A 17,092-nucleotide genomic window follows, 5' to 3' on the forward strand; every position below is an offset into this window, starting at 1 on the left:
GAGGCGGCGCTGCATTCACTCGCTCGTGAAGATGCTTCCCAGCCGGTCCATGCGCTCGAGGGCTATGCCGCAGCCGCGCACCACGCAGGTCAGCGGGTCCTCGGCGACCAGCACCGGCAGGCCGGTTTCCTCGGCCAGCAGGCGGTCGAGGTCGCGCAGCAGCGCGCCGCCGCCGGTGAGCATCATGCCGCGCTCGGCGATGTCGGCGCCGAGTTCGGGCGGGGTCTGCTCGAGCGCGTTCTTGACGGCCGAGACGATGTTGTTGAGCGGGTCGGTCAGGGCTTCCAGCACTTCGTTGCTGCTGATCGTGAAGCTGCGCGGCACGCCCTCGGAGAGGTTGCGGCCCTTGACTTCCATTTCCTTGACCTCGGAGCCCGGGAAGGCCGAGCCGATGCTCTTCTTGATGACCTCGGCCGTGGGCTCGCCGATCAGCATGCCGTAGTTGCGGCGGATGTAGTTGATGATGGCCTCGTCGAAGCGGTCGCCGCCGACGCGCACCGAGCCCTTGTAGACCATGCCGCCGAGGCTGATGACGCCCACTTCGGTGGTGCCGCCGCCGATGTCGACCACCATCGAGCCCGAGGCTTCGCTCACGGGCAGGCCGGCGCCGATGGCCGCGGCCATGGGTTCCTCGATCAGGTAGACCGAGGTCGCGCCCGCGGCCTCGGCCGCGTCCTTGATGGCGCGGCGCTCGACCTGGGTGGAACCGCAGGGCACGCAGATGATGATGCGCGGGCTCGGCGTGAGCAGCGTGCGCGGGTGCACCATCTTGATGAACTGCTTGATCATCTGCTCGGTGATCACGAAGTCGGCGATCACGCCGTCCTTCATCGGGCGGATGGCTTCGATGTTGCCCGGCACCTTGCCGAGCATGGCCTTGGCCTCGCGGCCGACGGCCTGGATCACCTTCTTGCCATGCGGACCGCCTTCGTGGCGGATGGCGACGACCGAGGGTTCGTCCAGCACGATGCCCTTGTTGCGGGCGAAGATGAGCGTGTTGGCGGTGCCGAGGTCGATCGCGAGGTCGGTGGAGAAGTACCGACGGAAAGCTCCAAACATGTGCGGAATCCTCTGGAGCACGGGCTGCGCATCGGCAGAACGTCGCTCACTCTATGGGTGTTTTGGGGGTGCTGGAAGGGTGAATTTGATCGTTTTTGCAGCAAAAGCCGGCGCGTTCGCGGGGGTTGCGGCAAAGGCGGGATAATACCCGAATCCCCTCTGAATCCCGTGTTGGCGGCCCTTGCGGCGCGCTATTTACCTCCGGTTTTTCGGCCGGTTCCACCATGTCCCTTTCCGCTTCCGATATCGCCCGCATCGCCTCCCTGGCGCGGCTGCAGCTCGCCCCCGACGAAAGCGAGCGCATGCTCAGCCAGCTCAACGGCTTTTTCGACGTGGTCGAGCGCATGCGCTCGGTCGACACCACCGGCGTCGAGCCCCTGGCCCATCCCGTGGCCGCCATCGAGGACATCGTCCTGCGCCTGCGCGAGGACGTCGTGAGCGAGCCGGACAACCGCGAAGCCAACCAGCGCAGCGCCCCCGCCGTCGAAGCCGGCCTGTTCCTCGTGCCCAAGGTGATCGAATGAGCGGCGCCAAGGACCTGCACCACCTCGGGGTGGCCGCGCTGGCGAAGGCGCTGGCCGGACGCGAAGTCTCGGCCGTCGAGGCCGCGCAGCACTTCCTGGGCCGCATGAAGACCCACCAGGCGCTCGGCAGCTTCGTCGAAGTGAACGAGGACGCGACGCTGGCCCAGGCCCGCGCGGCCGACGCGTCGATCGCGGCCGGCAACGCCCCGGCGCTGGCCGGCGTGCCGATCGCGCACAAGGACATCTTCGTCACCACCGATTTCGCCACCACCGCGGGCTCGAAGATGCTCGCGGGCTATCGCTCGCCCTTCGACGCCACCGTGGTGCGCCGCCTCGCCGAGGCCGGCACCGTCACGCTGGGCAAGCTCAGCTGCGACGAGTTCGCGATGGGCTCGGCCAACGAGAACGTGGCCGTGCCCGCCGTCGGTAACGACCGGGCCGTGCCGGTGCGCAACCCCTGGAACCTCGAGCGCATCCCGGGCGGCTCCTCGGGCGCCAGCGCGGCCGCCGTGGCCGCTCGCCTCGCGCCGGCCGCCACCGGCACCGACACCGGTGGCTCGATCCGCCAGCCGGCCTCGTTCTGCGGCGTGACCGGCATCAAGCCCACCTACGGCCGCGCCTCGCGCTACGGCATGGTGGCCTTCGCCTCCAGCCTCGACCAAGCCGGCCCGATGGCCCGCTCGGCCGAGGACTGCGCGCTGCTGCTGTCGGCCTTCTGCGGCCCCGACCTCGACCGCGACTCGACCTCGCTCGACCGCCCGGCCGAGAACTTCGGCCGCTCGCTGAACGACTCGCTCGAGGGCCTGCGCATCGGCGTGCCCAAGGAGTTCTTCGGCGAGGGCGTGGCGCCCGGCGTGCGCGCCGCCATCGATGCAGCGCTGTTGCAATACGAGAAGCTCGGCGCGAAGCGCGTCGAGGTCTCGCTGCCGCGCACCGAGCTGTCGATCCCCGTCTACTACATCATTGCCGCGGCCGAGGCCTCGAGCAACCTGAGCCGCTTCGACGGCGTGAAGTTCGGCCACCGCGCCAAGGACTTCTTCGACCCCGCGAGCAAGAAGACCGCGCTCACGCAGATGTACGAGCGCACGCGCGCCGAAGGCTTCGGCGACGAGGTCAAGCGCCGCATCATGATCGGCACCTACGTGCTCTCGCACGGCTACTACGACGCCTACTACCTGCAGGCACAGAAGGTGCGCCGCATGATCGCCGACGACTTCCAGCAGGCCTTCAAGCAATGCGACGTGATCGCCGGCCCGGCCGCGCCGACCACCGCCTGGAAGATCGGCGAGCACGGCGACGATCCCGTGGCCGACTACCTGGCCGACATCTTCACCTTGCCGGCCTCGCTGGCCGGCCTGCCCGGCATGAGCCTGCCGGTGGGCTTCGACGGCGGCATGCCCGTGGGCCTGCAGCTGATCGGCAACTACTTCGGCGAAGCGAAGCTGCTCAACGCGGCACACCGCTTCCAGCAGGCCACCGACTGGCACACGCGCACGCCGGAGGGCTTCTGACATGAGCGAGACCGTGAACACCTTCGAAGCACAGCAACAGGGCCGCCCGACCGGCCCGCTGGTGCGCGGCTATGAAGTCATCATCGGCTTCGAGACCCACGCCCAGCTCTCGACCGCGAGCAAGATCTTCAGCCGCGCCTCCACGGCCTTCGGCGCCGAGCCCAACACGCAGGCCTGCGCGGTCGACCTCGCGCTGCCCGGCACGCTGCCCGTGATGAACAAGGGCGCGGTCGAGCGCGCGATCCGGCTCGGCCTCGCGCTCGGCTCGCACATCGCGCCGCGCAGCGTGTTCGCGCGCAAGAACTACTTCTATCCCGACCTGCCCAAGGGCTACCAGATCAGCCAGTTCGAGATCCCCGTGGTGCAGGGTGGCTCGGTGAGCTTCTTCGTCGGCGAGGAACAGAAGACCGTGCGCCTGGTGCGCGCCCACCTCGAGGAGGACGCGGGCAAGTCGCTGCACGAGGACTTCGTGGGCCAGAGCGGCATCGACCTCAACCGCGCCGGCACGCCGCTGCTCGAGATCGTGACCGAGCCCGACATGCGCTCCACCGCCGAGGCCGTGGCCTATGCGAAGGAGCTGCACAAGATCGTGACCTGGATCGGCATCTGCGACGGCAACATGCAGGAAGGCAGCTTCCGCTGCGACGCCAACGTCTCGGTGCGCCGCCCCGGCGAGAAGCTCGGCACGCGCCGCGAGATCAAGAACCTGAACAGCTTCAAGTTCATGCAGCAGGCGATCGACTACGAGATCAGCTGGCAGATCGACACGCTCGAGGACGGCGGCAAGATCGAGCAGGCCACCGTGCTGTTCAATCCCGACACCGGCGAGACGCGCGCGATGCGCGCCAAGGAAGACTCGTCCGACTACCGCTACTTCCCCGACCCGGACCTGCCGCCGCTGGTGATCGCCGCCGACTGGATCGAGCGCGTGAAGGCCGAGATGCCCGAGCTGCCGCGCGTGATGGCCGAGCGCTACGTGCGCGACCATGGCCTGTCGGCCTACGACGCCGCGCAGCTCACGCAGGGCCCCGCGCTCGCGCGCTACTTCGACGACGCGGTGAAGGCCGGCGCCACGCCCAAGCTCGCGAGCAACTGGATCACCGGCGAGATCGCACGCCGCCTCAATGCCCAGGAGATCGGCATCGAGGCCGCGCCGGTCAGCGCGGCGCAGCTCGGCCAGCTCGTGAAGCGCATCGCCGACGGCACCTTGCCGAACAACGCCGCGCGCCAGGTGTTCGAGGCGCTGTGGACCGGCGAAGGCAGCGACGTCGACGCGATCATCGAGGCCAAGGACCTGAAGCCGATGAACGACGCCGGCGCGCTCGACGCGATCCTCGACGAGGTGATCGCGAAGAACGCGAAGAACGTCGAGGAGTACCGCGGCGGCAAGGAAAAGGCGCTCAACGGCCTCGTGGGCCAGGTGATGAAGGCCAGCGGCGGCAAGGCCAATCCGGCGCAGGTCACGGAACTGCTGAAGGCCAAGCTGGCCTGAGCCCGGGCTTCGTCCCGGCACGACGGTGAAGCTGGCCCCGCGCGGGCCGCTTCACCGTTTTTTCTTTTGGGGAATGCCGGTCAGCGCGCGGTGGTCGCGGTCTCGCCCGACCACAGCTGCTTGAGCCGCACGCGCTCCTCGTCGAAGCGCGCGTTGACGCGCTTCTTCTCGTCTTCCTGCTCGCCGATGAAGCGGTTCTGCACCGCCACGCTCTTGGCGTTGTCGTCGAGCCGGCGCCGCAGCACGCCAGGCGCCTTGCTCGCGTCGCCCTTGTAGAACTCGAGTTCCTCGTCGATCTTCTTGCGGTCGTCGGCCAGTTCGGACAGCCGCTTGCGCGCCGCCTGGATCACCGCGTCGACCTGCACCAGCGCCTCGCCGCGCTCGCGCTCGTGGGCGGCGGCGTTCGGATAACGGATCAGCAGCGCGCGCTCGCGCCGGCGCTCGTCGGCGATGCGCGCGGCCTGCACCGCGGCCTCGCGCGCGCGGTCCTCGCGCTCGGCCTGCTCGCGCGCCGTGTAGGTGGGCTCGAGCCGGCGCCGCGTCATGCCGCTCGGGCTCAGCTCGCGCTGCTCGCGGTCGCTGCACTCGGCGATCGGCCGGTCGGCGGTCAGGGTGCGGCCCTTGGCATCGACGCACGAATAGATGCCCGCGGCGCTGGGCACCGGCGCGCCCTTCTGCGCCTGGGCCAGCGCCAGCGTGCAGCCGGCGGCGAGCACCGCGGCCAGCGCGGCACGGGCGTTTCCGATGGCGCGGAATCGGCTGTGGCGGGCGCGGCGCGGCAGGCGGTGCATCGGGCGTGTCCTTCAGAGGGCGCCGTAGCGCGTGCGGTAGGCGAGCACGCGCTCGCGGTGGGTGCCGAGGTCGGCGGCCGCGCCGCCCGAGAGGTAGCTCAGCAGGTCGTCGAGGGTGGCGATCGCCACCACCTGCAGGCCGAGCTGGTTGCGCACGTACTGCACGGCGCTGTGGTCCACGTCGACGCCGTTCTCGGTCGCCTTCTCCTGGCGGTCGAGCGCGATCGCCACCGCGTGCGGCACCGCGCCCGCGGCCTGGATCGCGGCGATCGACTCGCGCACCGCGGTGCCCGCGGACATCACGTCGTCGACGATCAGCACCCGGCCCTGGAGCGGCGCGCCGACCAGGTTGCCGCCCTCGCCGTGCGCCTTGGCTTCCTTGCGGTTGTAGGCGAAGGGCACGTTGCGCCCGCGCCGCGCGAGCTCGGCCGCCACCGTGGCGCCCAGCGGGATGCCCTTGTAGGCCGGGCCGAAGATCATGTCGAACTCGAGCCCGCTCTCGATCAGGCGGTCTGCATAGAATCCCGCGAGCCGCGCGATCTTGGCGCCGTCGTCGAAGAGGCCCGAATTGAAGAAATAAGGACTCATGCGGCCGGCCTTGGTCTTGAACTCGCCGAAGCGCAACACGCCCGCGTCGAGCGCGAACTGGACGAAGTCCTGCGCCACCGCACTGCTTTTCTCACCATCTACAGCCATCGGAATTCCTTGTGTTCAAACTGACCAGTCTCAATCTCAATGGCCTGCGTTCGGCCGCCACCAAGGGCGTTGCCGACTGGGTGGCCGAATTGGCGCCGGATTGTATTTGCATGCAGGAGATCCGGGTCCAGGCCAGCGACATCGAAGGCCGCTTCGAGGAGATGGCCGGCCTCAAGGGCCACTTCCATTTTGCCGAGAAGAAGGGCTATGCGGGCACCGCGATCTACACGAAGCACGTGCCCAGCGAGGTGGTGGTGGGCTGGGGCGACGCCGAATTCGACGCCGAGGGCCGCTACCTCGAACTGCGCTTCGACACGCCGAAGCGCAAGTTCTCGGTCATCAGCTGCTATTTCCCGAGCGGCAGCTCGGGCGAGGAGCGCCAGCAGGCCAAGTTCCGCTTCCTCAAGGGCTTCTTCCCGCACCTGGTGGCGCTGAAGAAGCAGCGCGAGTTCGTGCTGTGCGGTGACATCAACATCGCCCACAAGGAGATCGACCTCAAGAACTGGCGCGGCAACCAGAAGAACAGCGGCTTCCTGCCCGAGGAGCGCGCCTGGATGACGAAGCTGCTCGACGCCGGCGCCGAGGGCGCGGGGCTGGTCGACGTCTACCGCATGCTCAAGCCCGACACCACCGGCGAGGCCTACACCTGGTGGAGCAACCGCGGCCAGGCCTATGCCAACAACGTGGGATGGCGGCTCGACTACCACCTCGCCACGCCGAAGACCGCCGCGCTCGCGCGCACCGAGCAGATCTTCAAGACCATCAAGTTCAGCGACCACGCGCCGATCACGCTGGAGTACGACTTCACGCTCTGAGCGACGCCTGGGCGCTGGCAGTCATACCCACAGGCGCGCACCCGAGGGCCGGACCCGACGCGCAATGACCAACCGCTATCAAACCACCGGCCCCGAAGGCGAGTTCGAGCCCGGCTCGAACTGCCAGGTGCTGCGCAACCTGGTCGGCATCGCGTCCGCTGACGACATGAACGACCTCGAACTGCAGCTGCTGAGCGCGCTGTACGACGAGGTGCTCTTGCGGAATCTGCCCGACCGCCCGTTGACGGTGGCCGACCTTCGGCGCTGGCACCGCGTATGGCTGGGCAATGTGTACCCATGGGCGGGACAGGAACGCTCGGTCAACCTGGGCAAGGGCGGCTTCCAGTTCGCCACCGCCGCGCTGCTGCCGGGCTTGCTCAGCGACTTCGAACGGGAGTGCCTGACGAAATGGACGCCCTGCGGCGAGCTGGCGCCCGACGAACTGGTACATGCCATTGCCGTGACGCATGTGGAGCTGATCGTGATCCACCCGTTTCGTGAGGGCAATGGACGCTTGTCACGCCTGCTGGCCGATGTGATGGCCGTGCAGGCCGGCCATGAGCCGCTGGACTACAGCAGTTGGGAGCAGAACAAGCCGGCCTATATCGGCGCGATTCACTCTGGTTTTTCAGGGGACTACGGCCCCATGGGTCAGCTCGTGGCCCGGGCCATCGCCGATGGCGATGCCAGCCTCAGCGAGCCAGCTTGATGTGAGGAAAGCGCACGGCGGGTTGCTGCAACCGGCGCTCGAGCTGCGCGACATCCTGACCTGTTTCCACCGCCGTGGAACTGGCCACCGACCGCAGCACGGCCTTGCGGCTCGGTGCTTTGCGTTGCGGTACGGAGGGTTTGGTCATGCTGTGATTTCGCCAGGCGAAGGCTTGAATTTTATCGGAATCACATGCGTTGCGCCTCCCCGCCTCCCCTTGAGCACGGCCTTCAGCCGCAACAGCGCCCGATCCGCCCCTCGCGGTACAGCGGCCCCAGATCCTCCGCCAGCGCCCCCAGCGTGCGGCGCCATTGCGCATGCGAGGGATCGGCCGCCAGCGCCGCGCGCATGCGCGCCAGCAGCTCGGCGCGCAGCGCGGGCTCGTCGATGCCCAGCACCCGCCCGGCATCGACCGCCAGCCGCCCGCCGACCAGCACCTGCGCCACGTGACGGCCGCTGGCGCGCGCGAGCACCAGCTCGAGCGGATCGATGTCGTCGAACAGCGCGTCGTCGTCGAGCGCCTCGAGGTCCAGCAGCACCAGGTCGGCCGGGGCGCCGGTCGCGATGCGGCCGCCCGACACCAGCGCGCCGCCCACGCTGCGCGGGCCGTGGCCGGCCGCGAAGGACCAGAGCTGGGCCGGGGTCATCGCGCGCTCGTAGCCCCAGCCGCGGTGCAACGCGTAGGCCAGGCGCATCTCGCGCAGGGCGTCGTCGTCCTCGTCGAAGGCCATGCCGTCCAGCCCCATGGCCACGCGGCTGCCCTGGCGCAGCATCTCGGCCAGCGGCGCGATGCCCGACTGGAGGCCGAGGTTCGAGCTGGTGTTGACGGCGATGGTGGCGCCGCGCTCGGCGATCAGCGCGAGCTCGTCGGGCCGCGCCCAGGTGCAGTGGGCGAGCGTGAGGCGCGGGCTCAAGAGGCCGATCGCATCGAGGAAGCGCACGATGCCGCCCGGATGGTGGGCATCGGCCCAGTCGCGCTGGTAGCGCGTCTCGAGCAGGTGCATGTGGACCGGCCGGCCGGTATCGGCCGAGGCGCGCGCGATGGCCTCGAGCAGCGGCGTGCCGCACCACTGGACCGCGGTCGGGCCGTACTGCACGGTGACGTGCGCGCCCAGGCCCTCCTCCTCGACCATGCGGGCCACGGCGTCGACCTGCGCGAGCTGCCGCGCGGGCTCGACCGGCTGCACCGCGAGGCGCCGCGCGACCGCGTCGCGGATGCCGGGGCGCAGCAGGGCCAGCACGGCGGCATCGTCGTCGTAGGCGATGCCATGGCGGTCGCGCATCGCGACCGCGAAGCCGATGCGCACGCCGACGTCGCGCGCGGCACGCGCTACCGCCCGCGCCTCGTCGACGTAGTCCATGCCGCCCTGCACGCGCGTGTAATGGACCATCAGGTTCGTCACGCCATGGCGCAGCGAACGCGCGAACGAGGTGGCGGCGCAGAGGTAGGGGTCCATGCCCGGCACCGAGCCCAGGAAGGGCAGCCAGCTCTCGAGCGGCTGGCCGAAGGCGCCGAGCGTGGCGCTGCGGAAGGTGCGTGCATGGTCGTGCGCATTGGCCAGCGCCGGCAGCGCGAGCCGGCGCGGCGCGGGGCCGGCGGCATCGCGCGGCGCGATCGCGCCGAAGCGTTCGCCCTCGAGCACGATGCGCATGCCGGCCTGCGCGGGCCGCAGGCCCGGCTCGGCCAGCAGCCAGGCGCAATCGATGGCGTCGGAATGCGGGGCGAGGCTCATGCCGGGCCTCAGCTCGCCGCCACCCGGCGCGCGGCTGCGGGCGGCAGGAAGCGCCGGTCGAACACCTCTCCGGGCGCGGGCGCGCGCGGCAGCTCGAAGGCGGTGCGCAGCTGCGCGATGGCGCGGCCCATGCGCGCGTCGTCGACATCGCCGATGCCGGCCTGCGCGACCGCGGGCGTCAGCATCACGGTGCGCAGCGTGTAGAGCAGGCGCCGCTTCTCGAGCGCGGCATCGAGCAGCGGCTCGCGCTTGGCGAGCGCGGCGATGGCCGCGTCGGGATCGGCGATCGTGTCGAGCACCGCGCGGTGGATCGCGCGCACCAGCCCGGCCACGGCCTCGGGCCTGTCGCGCAGCAGTGCGCGCGACACCATCACGCCGTTGCCGTAGAGGTCCACGCCATGGTCGGCGTAGTGGAACCAGCGGATGTCGCGGTCGGGGTCGACGCCCTGCGCCACCAGGTTCATGTAGCTGGTGACCGAGAACACGGCCGAGCCGTCGACATGGTCCTTGAGCAGCATCTGCTCCTGCAGGTTGGGCGCCATGGCGGTCCACTGCACCTTGGCCGGGTCGATGCCCGCGCGCGCCGCGATCACCGGGAACATGCGCGCCGCGGCGCCGCCGGCCGGGCTGCCGAGCGTGCGGCCCTCGAGGTCCTTGAGCGTCTTGATCGGTCCCGACGCCTTCACGATCAACGCGAAGGGCGCACGGTCGTAGAGCATGTAGACCATCACCGGCGCGTCGGCCGGCCGCGTGGCGGCGTTCTGCACGATGGCGTTCATGTCGCCGAAGGCGGCCTGGTAGGCACCGTTCATCACCTTGGTGACGGCGGCCGCCGAGCCGTCGCCCTGGTCGATGCTCACGGCCAGCTTTTCGGCCGCGAAGTAGCCGCGGTCCTGCGCGAGGTAGTACCAGGCATGGATGCCCTGCAGCTTCCAGTCGAGCACGAACTTGATCGGCGTGGGCGCCTGCGCGAAGGCACGCGGCGCGCCGAGCGCGGCCGCGAGCGCGGGCAGGGCCGCGAGCGCGCCGCGGCGCGAGAGGGTTTGCAACATGGAAGCTCCTTGGTCTTGCGTGAAGTTCAGGCGGCCTCGAAGCGCACGTCCTGCGCGCCCTCCCACAGCACCCGCCGGCCGAGTTCGCGCAACTGCTCGCGCCCCTCGACGATGCTCAGGAAGTGGTTGCCCGCGAGCTGGCCCATGCGGCTCGAGAAGCTGCAGGCGCCATAGGCCAGGATGATCTCGGTCTCGCTGTAGCCGCCCGGATAGAACAGGATGTCGCCCACCGACGGATGGCTGGTGTGGTTCTCGAAGCCCACGCCGAGCTGGAAGTCGCCCAGCGGCACCCAGCAGCCCTCGCCGCTCCAGCGCACGTGGATCAGCTTCTGCCGGTAGGGCAAGAGCTTCGAGAACGCGGCCACGGTGAGGGGCGCGTCGGGATGGGTCTGGGCCACGAAGCGCAGGTCGCCCGCGGTGATGAGGATGCGTGTGGAAGTCATGTCGGTCTCGTCGTGGGGGAGTCAGGCCATGGCCATGTCGGTCTTGCGCTGGGCCCAGCCCGTCATGCGCCGTTCGACGAGGGCCGACACCGCATACAGCAGCACGCCCATCGCCGCGAGCAGGAACAGGCCCGCGAACACCATCGGCACGTCGAAGTTGCCGCTGGCGATCATCATCACGGTGCCGATGCCCTTGTTGGCCGCCACGGTCTCGCTGAGCACCGTGCCCACGAAGGCCAGCGTGATCGCGATCTTGAGCGAGGCGAACAGGTAGGGCAGCGTGCGCGGCAGACCCACGTTCCAGAGGATGTCGCGCTTGCGCGCGCCGAGCACGCGCAGCACGTCCTCGAGCTCGGGCTCGGTGCTCGCGAGGCCGGTGGCCACGTTGACCACCACCGGGAAGATGCTGATCACCATCGAGGTCAGGATCGCGGGCACGGCGCCGGCCCCGAACCACACCACGAACAGCGGCACCACCGCCACCTTCGGGATGCTCGAGAAGCCCACCAGCAGCGGATAGGTCACGTCGTAGGCCAGCTTCGAGGAACCGATGGCCACGCCGATCAGCACGCCCGCGGCCACGCCCAGCACGAAGCCCGCGAGCGTGGTGTAGAGCGTCTGCACGGTGTGCGGCCACAGCAGCGGCATCTTCTCGAGCAGCACGTGGGCGATCTGGCTCGGCCGCGGCAGCACCAGGTCGGAGATGCCGCCGGCCAGGCAGGCCAGCTCCCACAGCACGAAGAAGCCGAGCAGCGCGCCGGTCGACAGCAGGCGCTGGCGCAGCACGGGGGAGATCGCGTTCATGCCGCCACCTCCGCGACCAGCGGCTCGGCCGCCGCACCTTCGGGCACCGCATCGCCACCGCGGCGCGCCTGCGCGATGCGCATGCGCAGCTGCTGCACCAGCGCCGCGAACTCGGGCGCATAGCTGCTCTCCAGCGTGCGCGGCCGCGCGAAGCCGACCTCGCGCGTCTCGAGGATGCGGCCCGGCCGCGCGCTCATCACGCAGATGCGGTTGGCCAGGTAGGCCGACTCGCGCAGGTCGTGCGTCACCAGCAGCACCGTGGGCCGGCGCGCGATCCACAGCGACTGCATGATGTCCCACAGCTCCTCGCGCGTGAACTGGTCGAGCGCGCCGAAGGGCTCGTCGAGCAGCAGCAGCTCGGGCTCGTGCACCAGCGCGCGGCACAGCGAGGCGCGCTGCAGCATGCCGCCAGAGAGCTGCCAGGGCCGCTTGTCGCCGAAGCCCTTCAAGCCGACCTGGGCCAGCAGCGCATCGGCGCGCTCGGCGTACTCGCCGCGCTTCTTGCGCCGGTAGTCCTGGCGAAACGGCTCGACGATCTTCAGCGGGATCATCACGTTCTCGCGGATCGTGAGCCAGGGCAGCATGGTCGGGTTCTGGAACGCGAGGCCGATGCGCAGCCGCGGCGCGGCCGAGGCATGGCTGCCCGCGGGCGTGCGCACGCCGACGGCACCCACCTCGCGCCCGCCCGCGATCACGGCGCCGGCGCTGGGCCGCAGCAGCCCGGCCACCAGCTTGAGGATGGTCGACTTGCCGCAGCCGCTGGGGCCGACCAGCGCGACGAAGTCGCCCTTGTCGATGCCCAGCGTGGTGTGGTCCAGCGCGATGGTGCCGCCGCCGTAGCGCAGCATCACGTCCGACAGTTGGATGAAGGCTCGTTCCATGGTCGCTTTCAGGAAGAAGGAGAGGACGCGTGCGCGTCCTCGACGCGCACGATCGCGGCCACCGGACCGCCGCCCGCCGGCCCCTGGTGCTCCGCGCCGCCCGAGACATAGAGCGCGGTGTGGCCGGCCAGCGAGGCCAGCACGCCGCCGACCACCGCGCGCGCATGGCGCGTGGCGTGGATGTCGGAGTCGTTGAGCATGGTGTGGCGCTCGCCGCGCACGCGGCCGTCGGGACTGGCCTCGGCCTTGGCGAGCAGGTTCACGAGCCGGCGCGAGACGGCCTGCGCATCGCGCTCGGCATCGAGGCCGAAGGCGTCGCGCAACAGCGCGCGCACGCTGTGGCCATCGATCGCGTCGCGCATCACGCCGTGGGCGATGCGCAGCGCCGAGGCGCTGGCGCGCGCCTCGCCGAGCACGATGACCACGTTGCCCTCGAGCTCGATGCCGGCCGAGGCCGAGGCGCGCGCCGAGTAGGCGCTCCAGTCGGCCATCACGCTGGCGTCGCCGATCCCGGCGCGCGCCACCTCGCCGAGCGCGACCGCCACGCCGAGCGCCGAGGCGCCGCGCGAGTAGCCCATCGACTCGTAGCTGTCGTGCGTGACCGGCGCGGCACCGCGCGCGAGCGCGGCCGCCACCTTGGCCGAAGTCAGCAACGGGCACTTGACCTGCACGAAGTGCACGTCGTGCGTGCCCTCGATGCCCGCGTCGCGCATCGCCGCGGCCACGGCCTCGGCGGTGGCGTCGATCTGCGCGGCACGGCCCATCTCCTCGGGCAGGAAATCGCGCGTGTGCGCGACGCCGACCACCAGCCGCTTCTCGCCATGCGCGGGCACGGCCTCGTCGCGCCAGCGCCGCGCGAACACGGTGAAGTGCGGCGAGAGCACGCCCTCGGTGCCGCCCGACATCACGAGCGCCACCTGGCGGTGCACGGCTTCGGGCGTGCAGCCGAGCGCGCCCGCGAGCAGCTGGCACCAGGCCGCGGAGGCGTACTCGCGCGTGAAGTCGTTGACGCAGCCGTTGCCCTCGGTCTTGCCCATCACCGCGACGATCTCGGACGGCACCAGTTCGCCCGCGTCGATCAAGGCTCGCGCGCCGCGCAGGTCACCGGGCCCGCTGCACGGAATGCGCCAGACGCGCACCTCCTGGATGCGATCTGCGGTCATTGAAGTACCTTCGTGCTTCGCACTGCGGTGCGAGCTTGCTTGGGGCGGCCCGGCGCGGCGCTCATGCCGCGTTCCAGTCGATCTCGCCCACCGGCACCGCATTCGCGGGCACGCCCGGCGGCGTCTCGAGGATCGCGCTGCTGTAGTGCTCGGTGTTGCGCGGCCTGGCCACCGGCATGCGCTGCACGCTCTTCACCGAGCGGCCCCAGCCCGCGGCCTCGGCCACCAGCCGGCCGTCGCGCATCACGAAGCGCCCGCGCAGCAGGGTGTGCAGCGGATAGCCGCGCACCGCGCGGCCGTTCCACGGCGAGATCTTGCTGATGCTCTGCAGCTTGTTCTGCGACAGCACGCCCGCGCGGTTCATGTCGACGAAGGCGATGTCGGCATGCGCGCCCGGCGCGATCACGCCCTTGGTGCCGTACAGGCCCCAGGCCTTGGCCGGGTTGACCGAGCTCCAGCGCACGTAGTCCATCAGCGAGGCGCGGCCGCGGTTGACCTCGGTCAGCATCAGCGGCATCTGCGTCTCCACGCCCGGGAAGCCGCAGTCGCAGTCCCAGATGCTCTCGCGCGTCTTCTCCTCGGGCGCGTGCGGCGCATGGTCGGTGGCGATCATGTCGAGCGTGCCGTCCATCAACGCGTCCCACAGCGGCTGGTTGTGGCGCGGTTCGCGGATCGGCGGGTTCAGCCGCATCACGCCGCCGAGCGTGCGCATGTGGTCGGTGTTGAGCAGCAGGTACTGCGGGCAGGTCTCGGCCGTCACGTCGACGCCGCGCGCGCGCGCCGCGCGCAGCAGGTAGAGCGAATCGGCCGCGCTGTGGTGCGCGATGTGCACGCGCGCGCCGGTCCATTCGGCCAGGGTGAGCACGCGGCCGATGGCCTCGATCTCGGCCACCGCGGGCCGCGCCGCCAGGTGCGCCATCGCGTCGATGCGCCCGGCCGCCTGCATCTTCTTCTGGCGCCGGAACAGGATCGAGGAGTTCTCGGCATGCACCACGGTGCGGATGCCCAGCGGCGCGAGCTTCTCGAAGCCCTCGAGCAGCGCGCCGTCGGTGGGCGCGGGCAGGTTGCCGAAGGTGTTGCCGACGAAGGCCTTGAAGCTGGTCACGCCGGCCTCGAGCAGTTCCTCGAGCCGCTCGACGGTGTCGTCGCCCAGCAGGCCGTGGATGCCGAAGTCCACGTACGAGGACTCGGCCGCCTTCTGCTTGAGGCGCAGCGCCTCGACGGTGCCGGTCGGCGGGTTGGTGTTGGGCATCTCGAACACGGTGGTCACGCCGCCGAGCGCCGCGGCCGCCGAGCCGGTCTTCCAGGTCTCCTTGTTCGGATAGCCGGGATCGCGGAAATGCACGTGGCTGTCGATGGCGCCCGGCAGCAGGTGCAGGCCGTCGGCGCGCATCTCCTCGCGCGCGCTCGGCATGGTGTCGTCGTGGCCCACGGCCACGATGCGCTCGCCGGCGATCGCGACGGCGGCTTCGAAGATGCGGTCCGGCGACACCACCTGGGCGCCGCGGATGACGAGGTCGACTTCCTTCATGCTTCGTTCCCCCGCGTTCAGAGCATGGCCCAGCCGCCATCGACCGGCAGGTCGACGCCGGTGATCTGGCGCGAGACTTCGCTGGCCATGAACAGGCAGGCGTTGGCCACGTCGGCGTCGGTGGAGACGCGGCGCAGCGCGTAGTCGGCCGCATGGCGCGTCATCGCCTCCTCGAGCGTGATGCCCAGCTTCTCGGCCATGTTGGCGCACACCTTCTCGCGAAAGCGCGGCCCGTCGACCATGCCCGGCGCGACGCAGTTGACGTTGATGCCGTGCGGCCCGGCCTCGAGCGCGAAGCTCTTGGTGATGCCGCGCAGCCCCCACTTCGAGGCCGAGTAGGCGAGCCGGCCGGCGCGCCCGCGCATGCCGAAGGTGCCGCCGACGTTGACCACCTTGCCGCTGCGGCGCTCGATCATCGAGGGCAGCACCGCGTGCATGGTGTTGAAGCAGCCCGTCATGTTGAGCTGCACGATCTCGTCGAACTCCTCGCTCGTGGTCTCCCAGCCGGTCTTGCCGATCGGGCCCGAGCCGCCGGCCACGTTGACCAGGATGTCGATGCGGCCGAAGGCCTCGAGCGCATGCGCGGCCAGCGCCTCGGTCTGGGCGCTCTGCGTGAGGTCGCAGGGCACCACGATGGCGGCCACGCCGAGCGCGCGCGCTTCGGCGGCCACGGGCTCGATGGCGGCGGTGTCGCGGCCGGCCAGCACCAGCTTCGCGCCTTCGCGCGCGAAGGCCAGCGTCACGGCGCGCCCCATGCCCTTGGCGGGGCCGGTGATGAGCGCTACCTTGTCCTTGAGTTGCAGGTCCATGTTCGTGTCTTTCTCTGTTCGTGTCGTTGTGGCGGGGTTCAGGGCTGGCGGTCCAGGCTCGAGGGCCGCTCGGCGCGCGCGGGCAGGAAGCCGCGGTCGAAGACCTCGGCCACCGTGGGCTTGCGCGGCAGCTTGTTGGCATCGGCCACGATCTCGATCGCGCGCTGCATGCGCGCCTCGTCGATGTCGCCCAGGCCGATGCGCGCGATCTCGGGATGGCTCATGTCGTTGCGCAGGGTGGCGAGCAGCTTCTCCTTCTCGACCTCGCGCTTGAGCAGCGGCTCGCGCTTCATCACCGCGGCCACGCCGGCATCGGGATCGGCGATCACGTCCTTGATCGCGCGGTTGAGCGCCTTCACGAAACCCTGCACCGCCTTCGGGTTGTCCTTCACGAAGGCGCGCGAGAAGAACACGGCGTTCGAATAGAGGTCCATGCCGTGGTCGCCGTAGCGGATGAAGCGCAGGCCCTTCGCGGGATCGAGGCCCATGGCCTTGGCGCTGAAGCTCACGGTGGTCACGTAGCCGAAGGCAGCGTCGATCTGGCCGCGGCTGAGCATCTGCTCGCGCAGGTTGGGCGCCATGTTGGTGATGTTGACCTTGGCGGCGTCGACGTTGGCGATCTTCGCGAAGGCCGGGAACAGCTTGAGCGCGCCGTCGTTGGCCGGGCCGCCGATGGTCTTGCCCTCGAGGTCCTTGGGCGTGCGGATCGGGCTGTCCTGCTTCACCACCAGCGTGAAGGGCGGCGTGTTGTAGAGCATGTAGACCGCCACCGGCGCATCGGCCGGGCGCTTGGAGGCCAGGTCGATCAGCGCGTTCACATCGCCGAAGCCGGCCTGGTAGGCGCCCGCGGCCACCTTCGGGATCGAGGCGGCCGAGCCCTCGCCCTGGTCGATCTCGACGTCGAGGCCCTCGGCCTTGAAGTAGCCCTTGTCCTGCGCGGTGAAGAACCAGGCCTGCGCGCCTTCGTACTTCCAGTTGAGGACCATCTTGACCGAGGTCTGGGCGGCGGCGCCGGTGGCGGCCAGCGCGAGCGCGCAGGCCGAGAGCAGCGCGGGCATGGGGCGGCGGAAGAGGGACAT

General features: G+C 70.2%; 18 protein-coding genes. 5 read left to right on the forward strand and 13 right to left on the reverse strand.

Features of this window, described 5'->3' with window-relative positions; all coding sequences use genetic code 11:
- Nucleotides 1-15: 15 nt before the first annotated feature.
- Nucleotides 16-1,059, reverse strand: a complete 1,044-nt coding sequence (locus AC07RM_RS08820) for a rod shape-determining protein (protein ID WP_057591261.1) — start codon at nucleotides 1,057-1,059, stop codon at nucleotides 16-18.
- 224 nt (nucleotides 1,060-1,283) lie between these two features.
- On the opposite strand from AC07RM_RS08820, the gene gatC reads away from it, so the two are divergent.
- From gatC to gatB, 3 genes are read left to right on the forward strand one after another with little or no spacing between them, the layout of a single operon-like run.
- A complete protein-coding gene (gene gatC, locus AC07RM_RS08825) occupies nucleotides 1,284-1,583 on the forward strand; it encodes an Asp-tRNA(Asn)/Glu-tRNA(Gln) amidotransferase subunit GatC (protein WP_057591262.1) in 300 nt (99 codons plus the stop codon).
- Nucleotides 1,580-3,094: an Asp-tRNA(Asn)/Glu-tRNA(Gln) amidotransferase subunit GatA gene (gatA, locus tag AC07RM_RS08830; protein ID WP_495334218.1), complete on the forward strand. Its 1,515-nt coding sequence runs from the start codon at nucleotides 1,580-1,582 to the stop codon at nucleotides 3,092-3,094. Before gatC ends, gatA begins: the two co-directional genes overlap by 4 nt.
- A 1-nt stretch (nucleotide 3,095) precedes the next feature.
- Nucleotides 3,096-4,586, forward strand: coding sequence for an Asp-tRNA(Asn)/Glu-tRNA(Gln) amidotransferase subunit GatB (gatB, locus tag AC07RM_RS08835; protein WP_208511591.1), 1,491 nt, complete (start codon nucleotides 3,096-3,098; stop codon nucleotides 4,584-4,586).
- A gap of 80 nt (nucleotides 4,587-4,666) precedes the next feature.
- Here gatB and AC07RM_RS08840 read toward each other — a convergent pair whose 3' ends face one another.
- Together AC07RM_RS08840 and pyrE are read right to left on the reverse strand one after the other, a co-directional pair.
- Nucleotides 4,667-5,377, reverse strand: a complete 711-nt coding sequence (locus tag AC07RM_RS08840; protein WP_296774658.1) for a DUF4124 domain-containing protein — start codon at nucleotides 5,375-5,377, stop codon at nucleotides 4,667-4,669.
- A gap of 12 nt (nucleotides 5,378-5,389) precedes the next feature.
- Entirely contained in the window at nucleotides 5,390-6,073 is a 684-nt protein-coding gene (pyrE, locus tag AC07RM_RS08845) for an orotate phosphoribosyltransferase (RefSeq protein WP_093344081.1), read from the reverse strand.
- 11 nt (nucleotides 6,074-6,084) lie between these two features.
- Between pyrE and AC07RM_RS08850 the strand changes: the two genes are divergently transcribed.
- Nucleotides 6,085-6,888, forward strand: coding sequence for an exodeoxyribonuclease III (locus AC07RM_RS08850; RefSeq protein ID WP_057591267.1), 804 nt, complete (start codon nucleotides 6,085-6,087; stop codon nucleotides 6,886-6,888).
- Between the two features lie 64 nt (nucleotides 6,889-6,952).
- Nucleotides 6,953-7,597: a Fic/DOC family protein gene (locus AC07RM_RS08855; protein WP_495334219.1), complete on the forward strand. Its 645-nt coding sequence runs from the start codon at nucleotides 6,953-6,955 to the stop codon at nucleotides 7,595-7,597.
- Here AC07RM_RS08855 and AC07RM_RS08860 read toward each other — a convergent pair.
- The 10 genes from AC07RM_RS08860 to AC07RM_RS08905 all read right to left on the reverse strand — a co-directional run bounded on the left by AC07RM_RS08860 (nucleotide 7,581) and on the right by AC07RM_RS08905 (nucleotide 17,092).
- Complete coding sequence (locus tag AC07RM_RS08860) at nucleotides 7,581-7,745, reverse strand: hypothetical protein (protein ID WP_495334220.1); 165 nt, start codon at nucleotides 7,743-7,745, stop codon at nucleotides 7,581-7,583. The two genes, AC07RM_RS08855 and AC07RM_RS08860, sit on opposite strands and share 17 nt — an antisense overlap.
- A gap of 82 nt (nucleotides 7,746-7,827) precedes the next feature.
- A complete protein-coding gene (locus tag AC07RM_RS08865; RefSeq protein WP_495334221.1) occupies nucleotides 7,828-9,330 on the reverse strand; it encodes an amidohydrolase family protein in 1,503 nt (500 codons plus the stop codon).
- Between the two features lie 8 nt (nucleotides 9,331-9,338).
- Entirely contained in the window at nucleotides 9,339-10,382 is a 1,044-nt protein-coding gene (locus AC07RM_RS08870; protein ID WP_495334222.1) for an ABC transporter substrate-binding protein, read from the reverse strand.
- A 26-nt stretch (nucleotides 10,383-10,408) separates the two neighbouring features.
- Nucleotides 10,409-10,825 (reverse strand): DUF3830 family protein, encoded by a 417-nt coding sequence (locus AC07RM_RS08875; protein WP_203203782.1) that lies wholly within the window; start codon nucleotides 10,823-10,825, stop codon nucleotides 10,409-10,411.
- A gap of 21 nt (nucleotides 10,826-10,846) precedes the next feature.
- Nucleotides 10,847-11,629, reverse strand: a complete 783-nt coding sequence (locus tag AC07RM_RS08880) for an ABC transporter permease (protein WP_495334223.1) — start codon at nucleotides 11,627-11,629, stop codon at nucleotides 10,847-10,849.
- The gene (locus AC07RM_RS08885; protein WP_093344071.1) at nucleotides 11,626-12,510 is read right to left on the reverse strand and encodes an ABC transporter ATP-binding protein; all 885 of its coding nucleotides are present in this window, start codon (nucleotides 12,508-12,510) and stop codon (nucleotides 11,626-11,628) included. Before AC07RM_RS08885 ends, AC07RM_RS08880 begins: the two co-directional genes overlap by 4 nt.
- Nucleotides 12,511-12,518: 8 nt before the next feature.
- Nucleotides 12,519-13,673: a cyanuric acid amidohydrolase gene (gene atzD, locus AC07RM_RS08890; RefSeq protein WP_495334224.1), complete on the reverse strand. Its 1,155-nt coding sequence runs from the start codon at nucleotides 13,671-13,673 to the stop codon at nucleotides 12,519-12,521.
- 61 nt (nucleotides 13,674-13,734) lie between these two features.
- Complete coding sequence (gene allB / locus AC07RM_RS08895; protein WP_495334225.1) at nucleotides 13,735-15,204, reverse strand: allantoinase AllB; 1,470 nt, start codon at nucleotides 15,202-15,204, stop codon at nucleotides 13,735-13,737.
- A gap of 17 nt (nucleotides 15,205-15,221) precedes the next feature.
- Entirely contained in the window at nucleotides 15,222-16,013 is a 792-nt protein-coding gene (locus AC07RM_RS08900) for an SDR family NAD(P)-dependent oxidoreductase (RefSeq protein WP_495334226.1), read from the reverse strand.
- A gap of 38 nt (nucleotides 16,014-16,051) precedes the next feature.
- A complete protein-coding gene (locus tag AC07RM_RS08905; RefSeq protein WP_495334227.1) occupies nucleotides 16,052-17,092 on the reverse strand; it encodes an ABC transporter substrate-binding protein in 1,041 nt (346 codons plus the stop codon).

The organism is Variovorax sp. GW821-FHT09B05 (assembly GCF_059418265.1).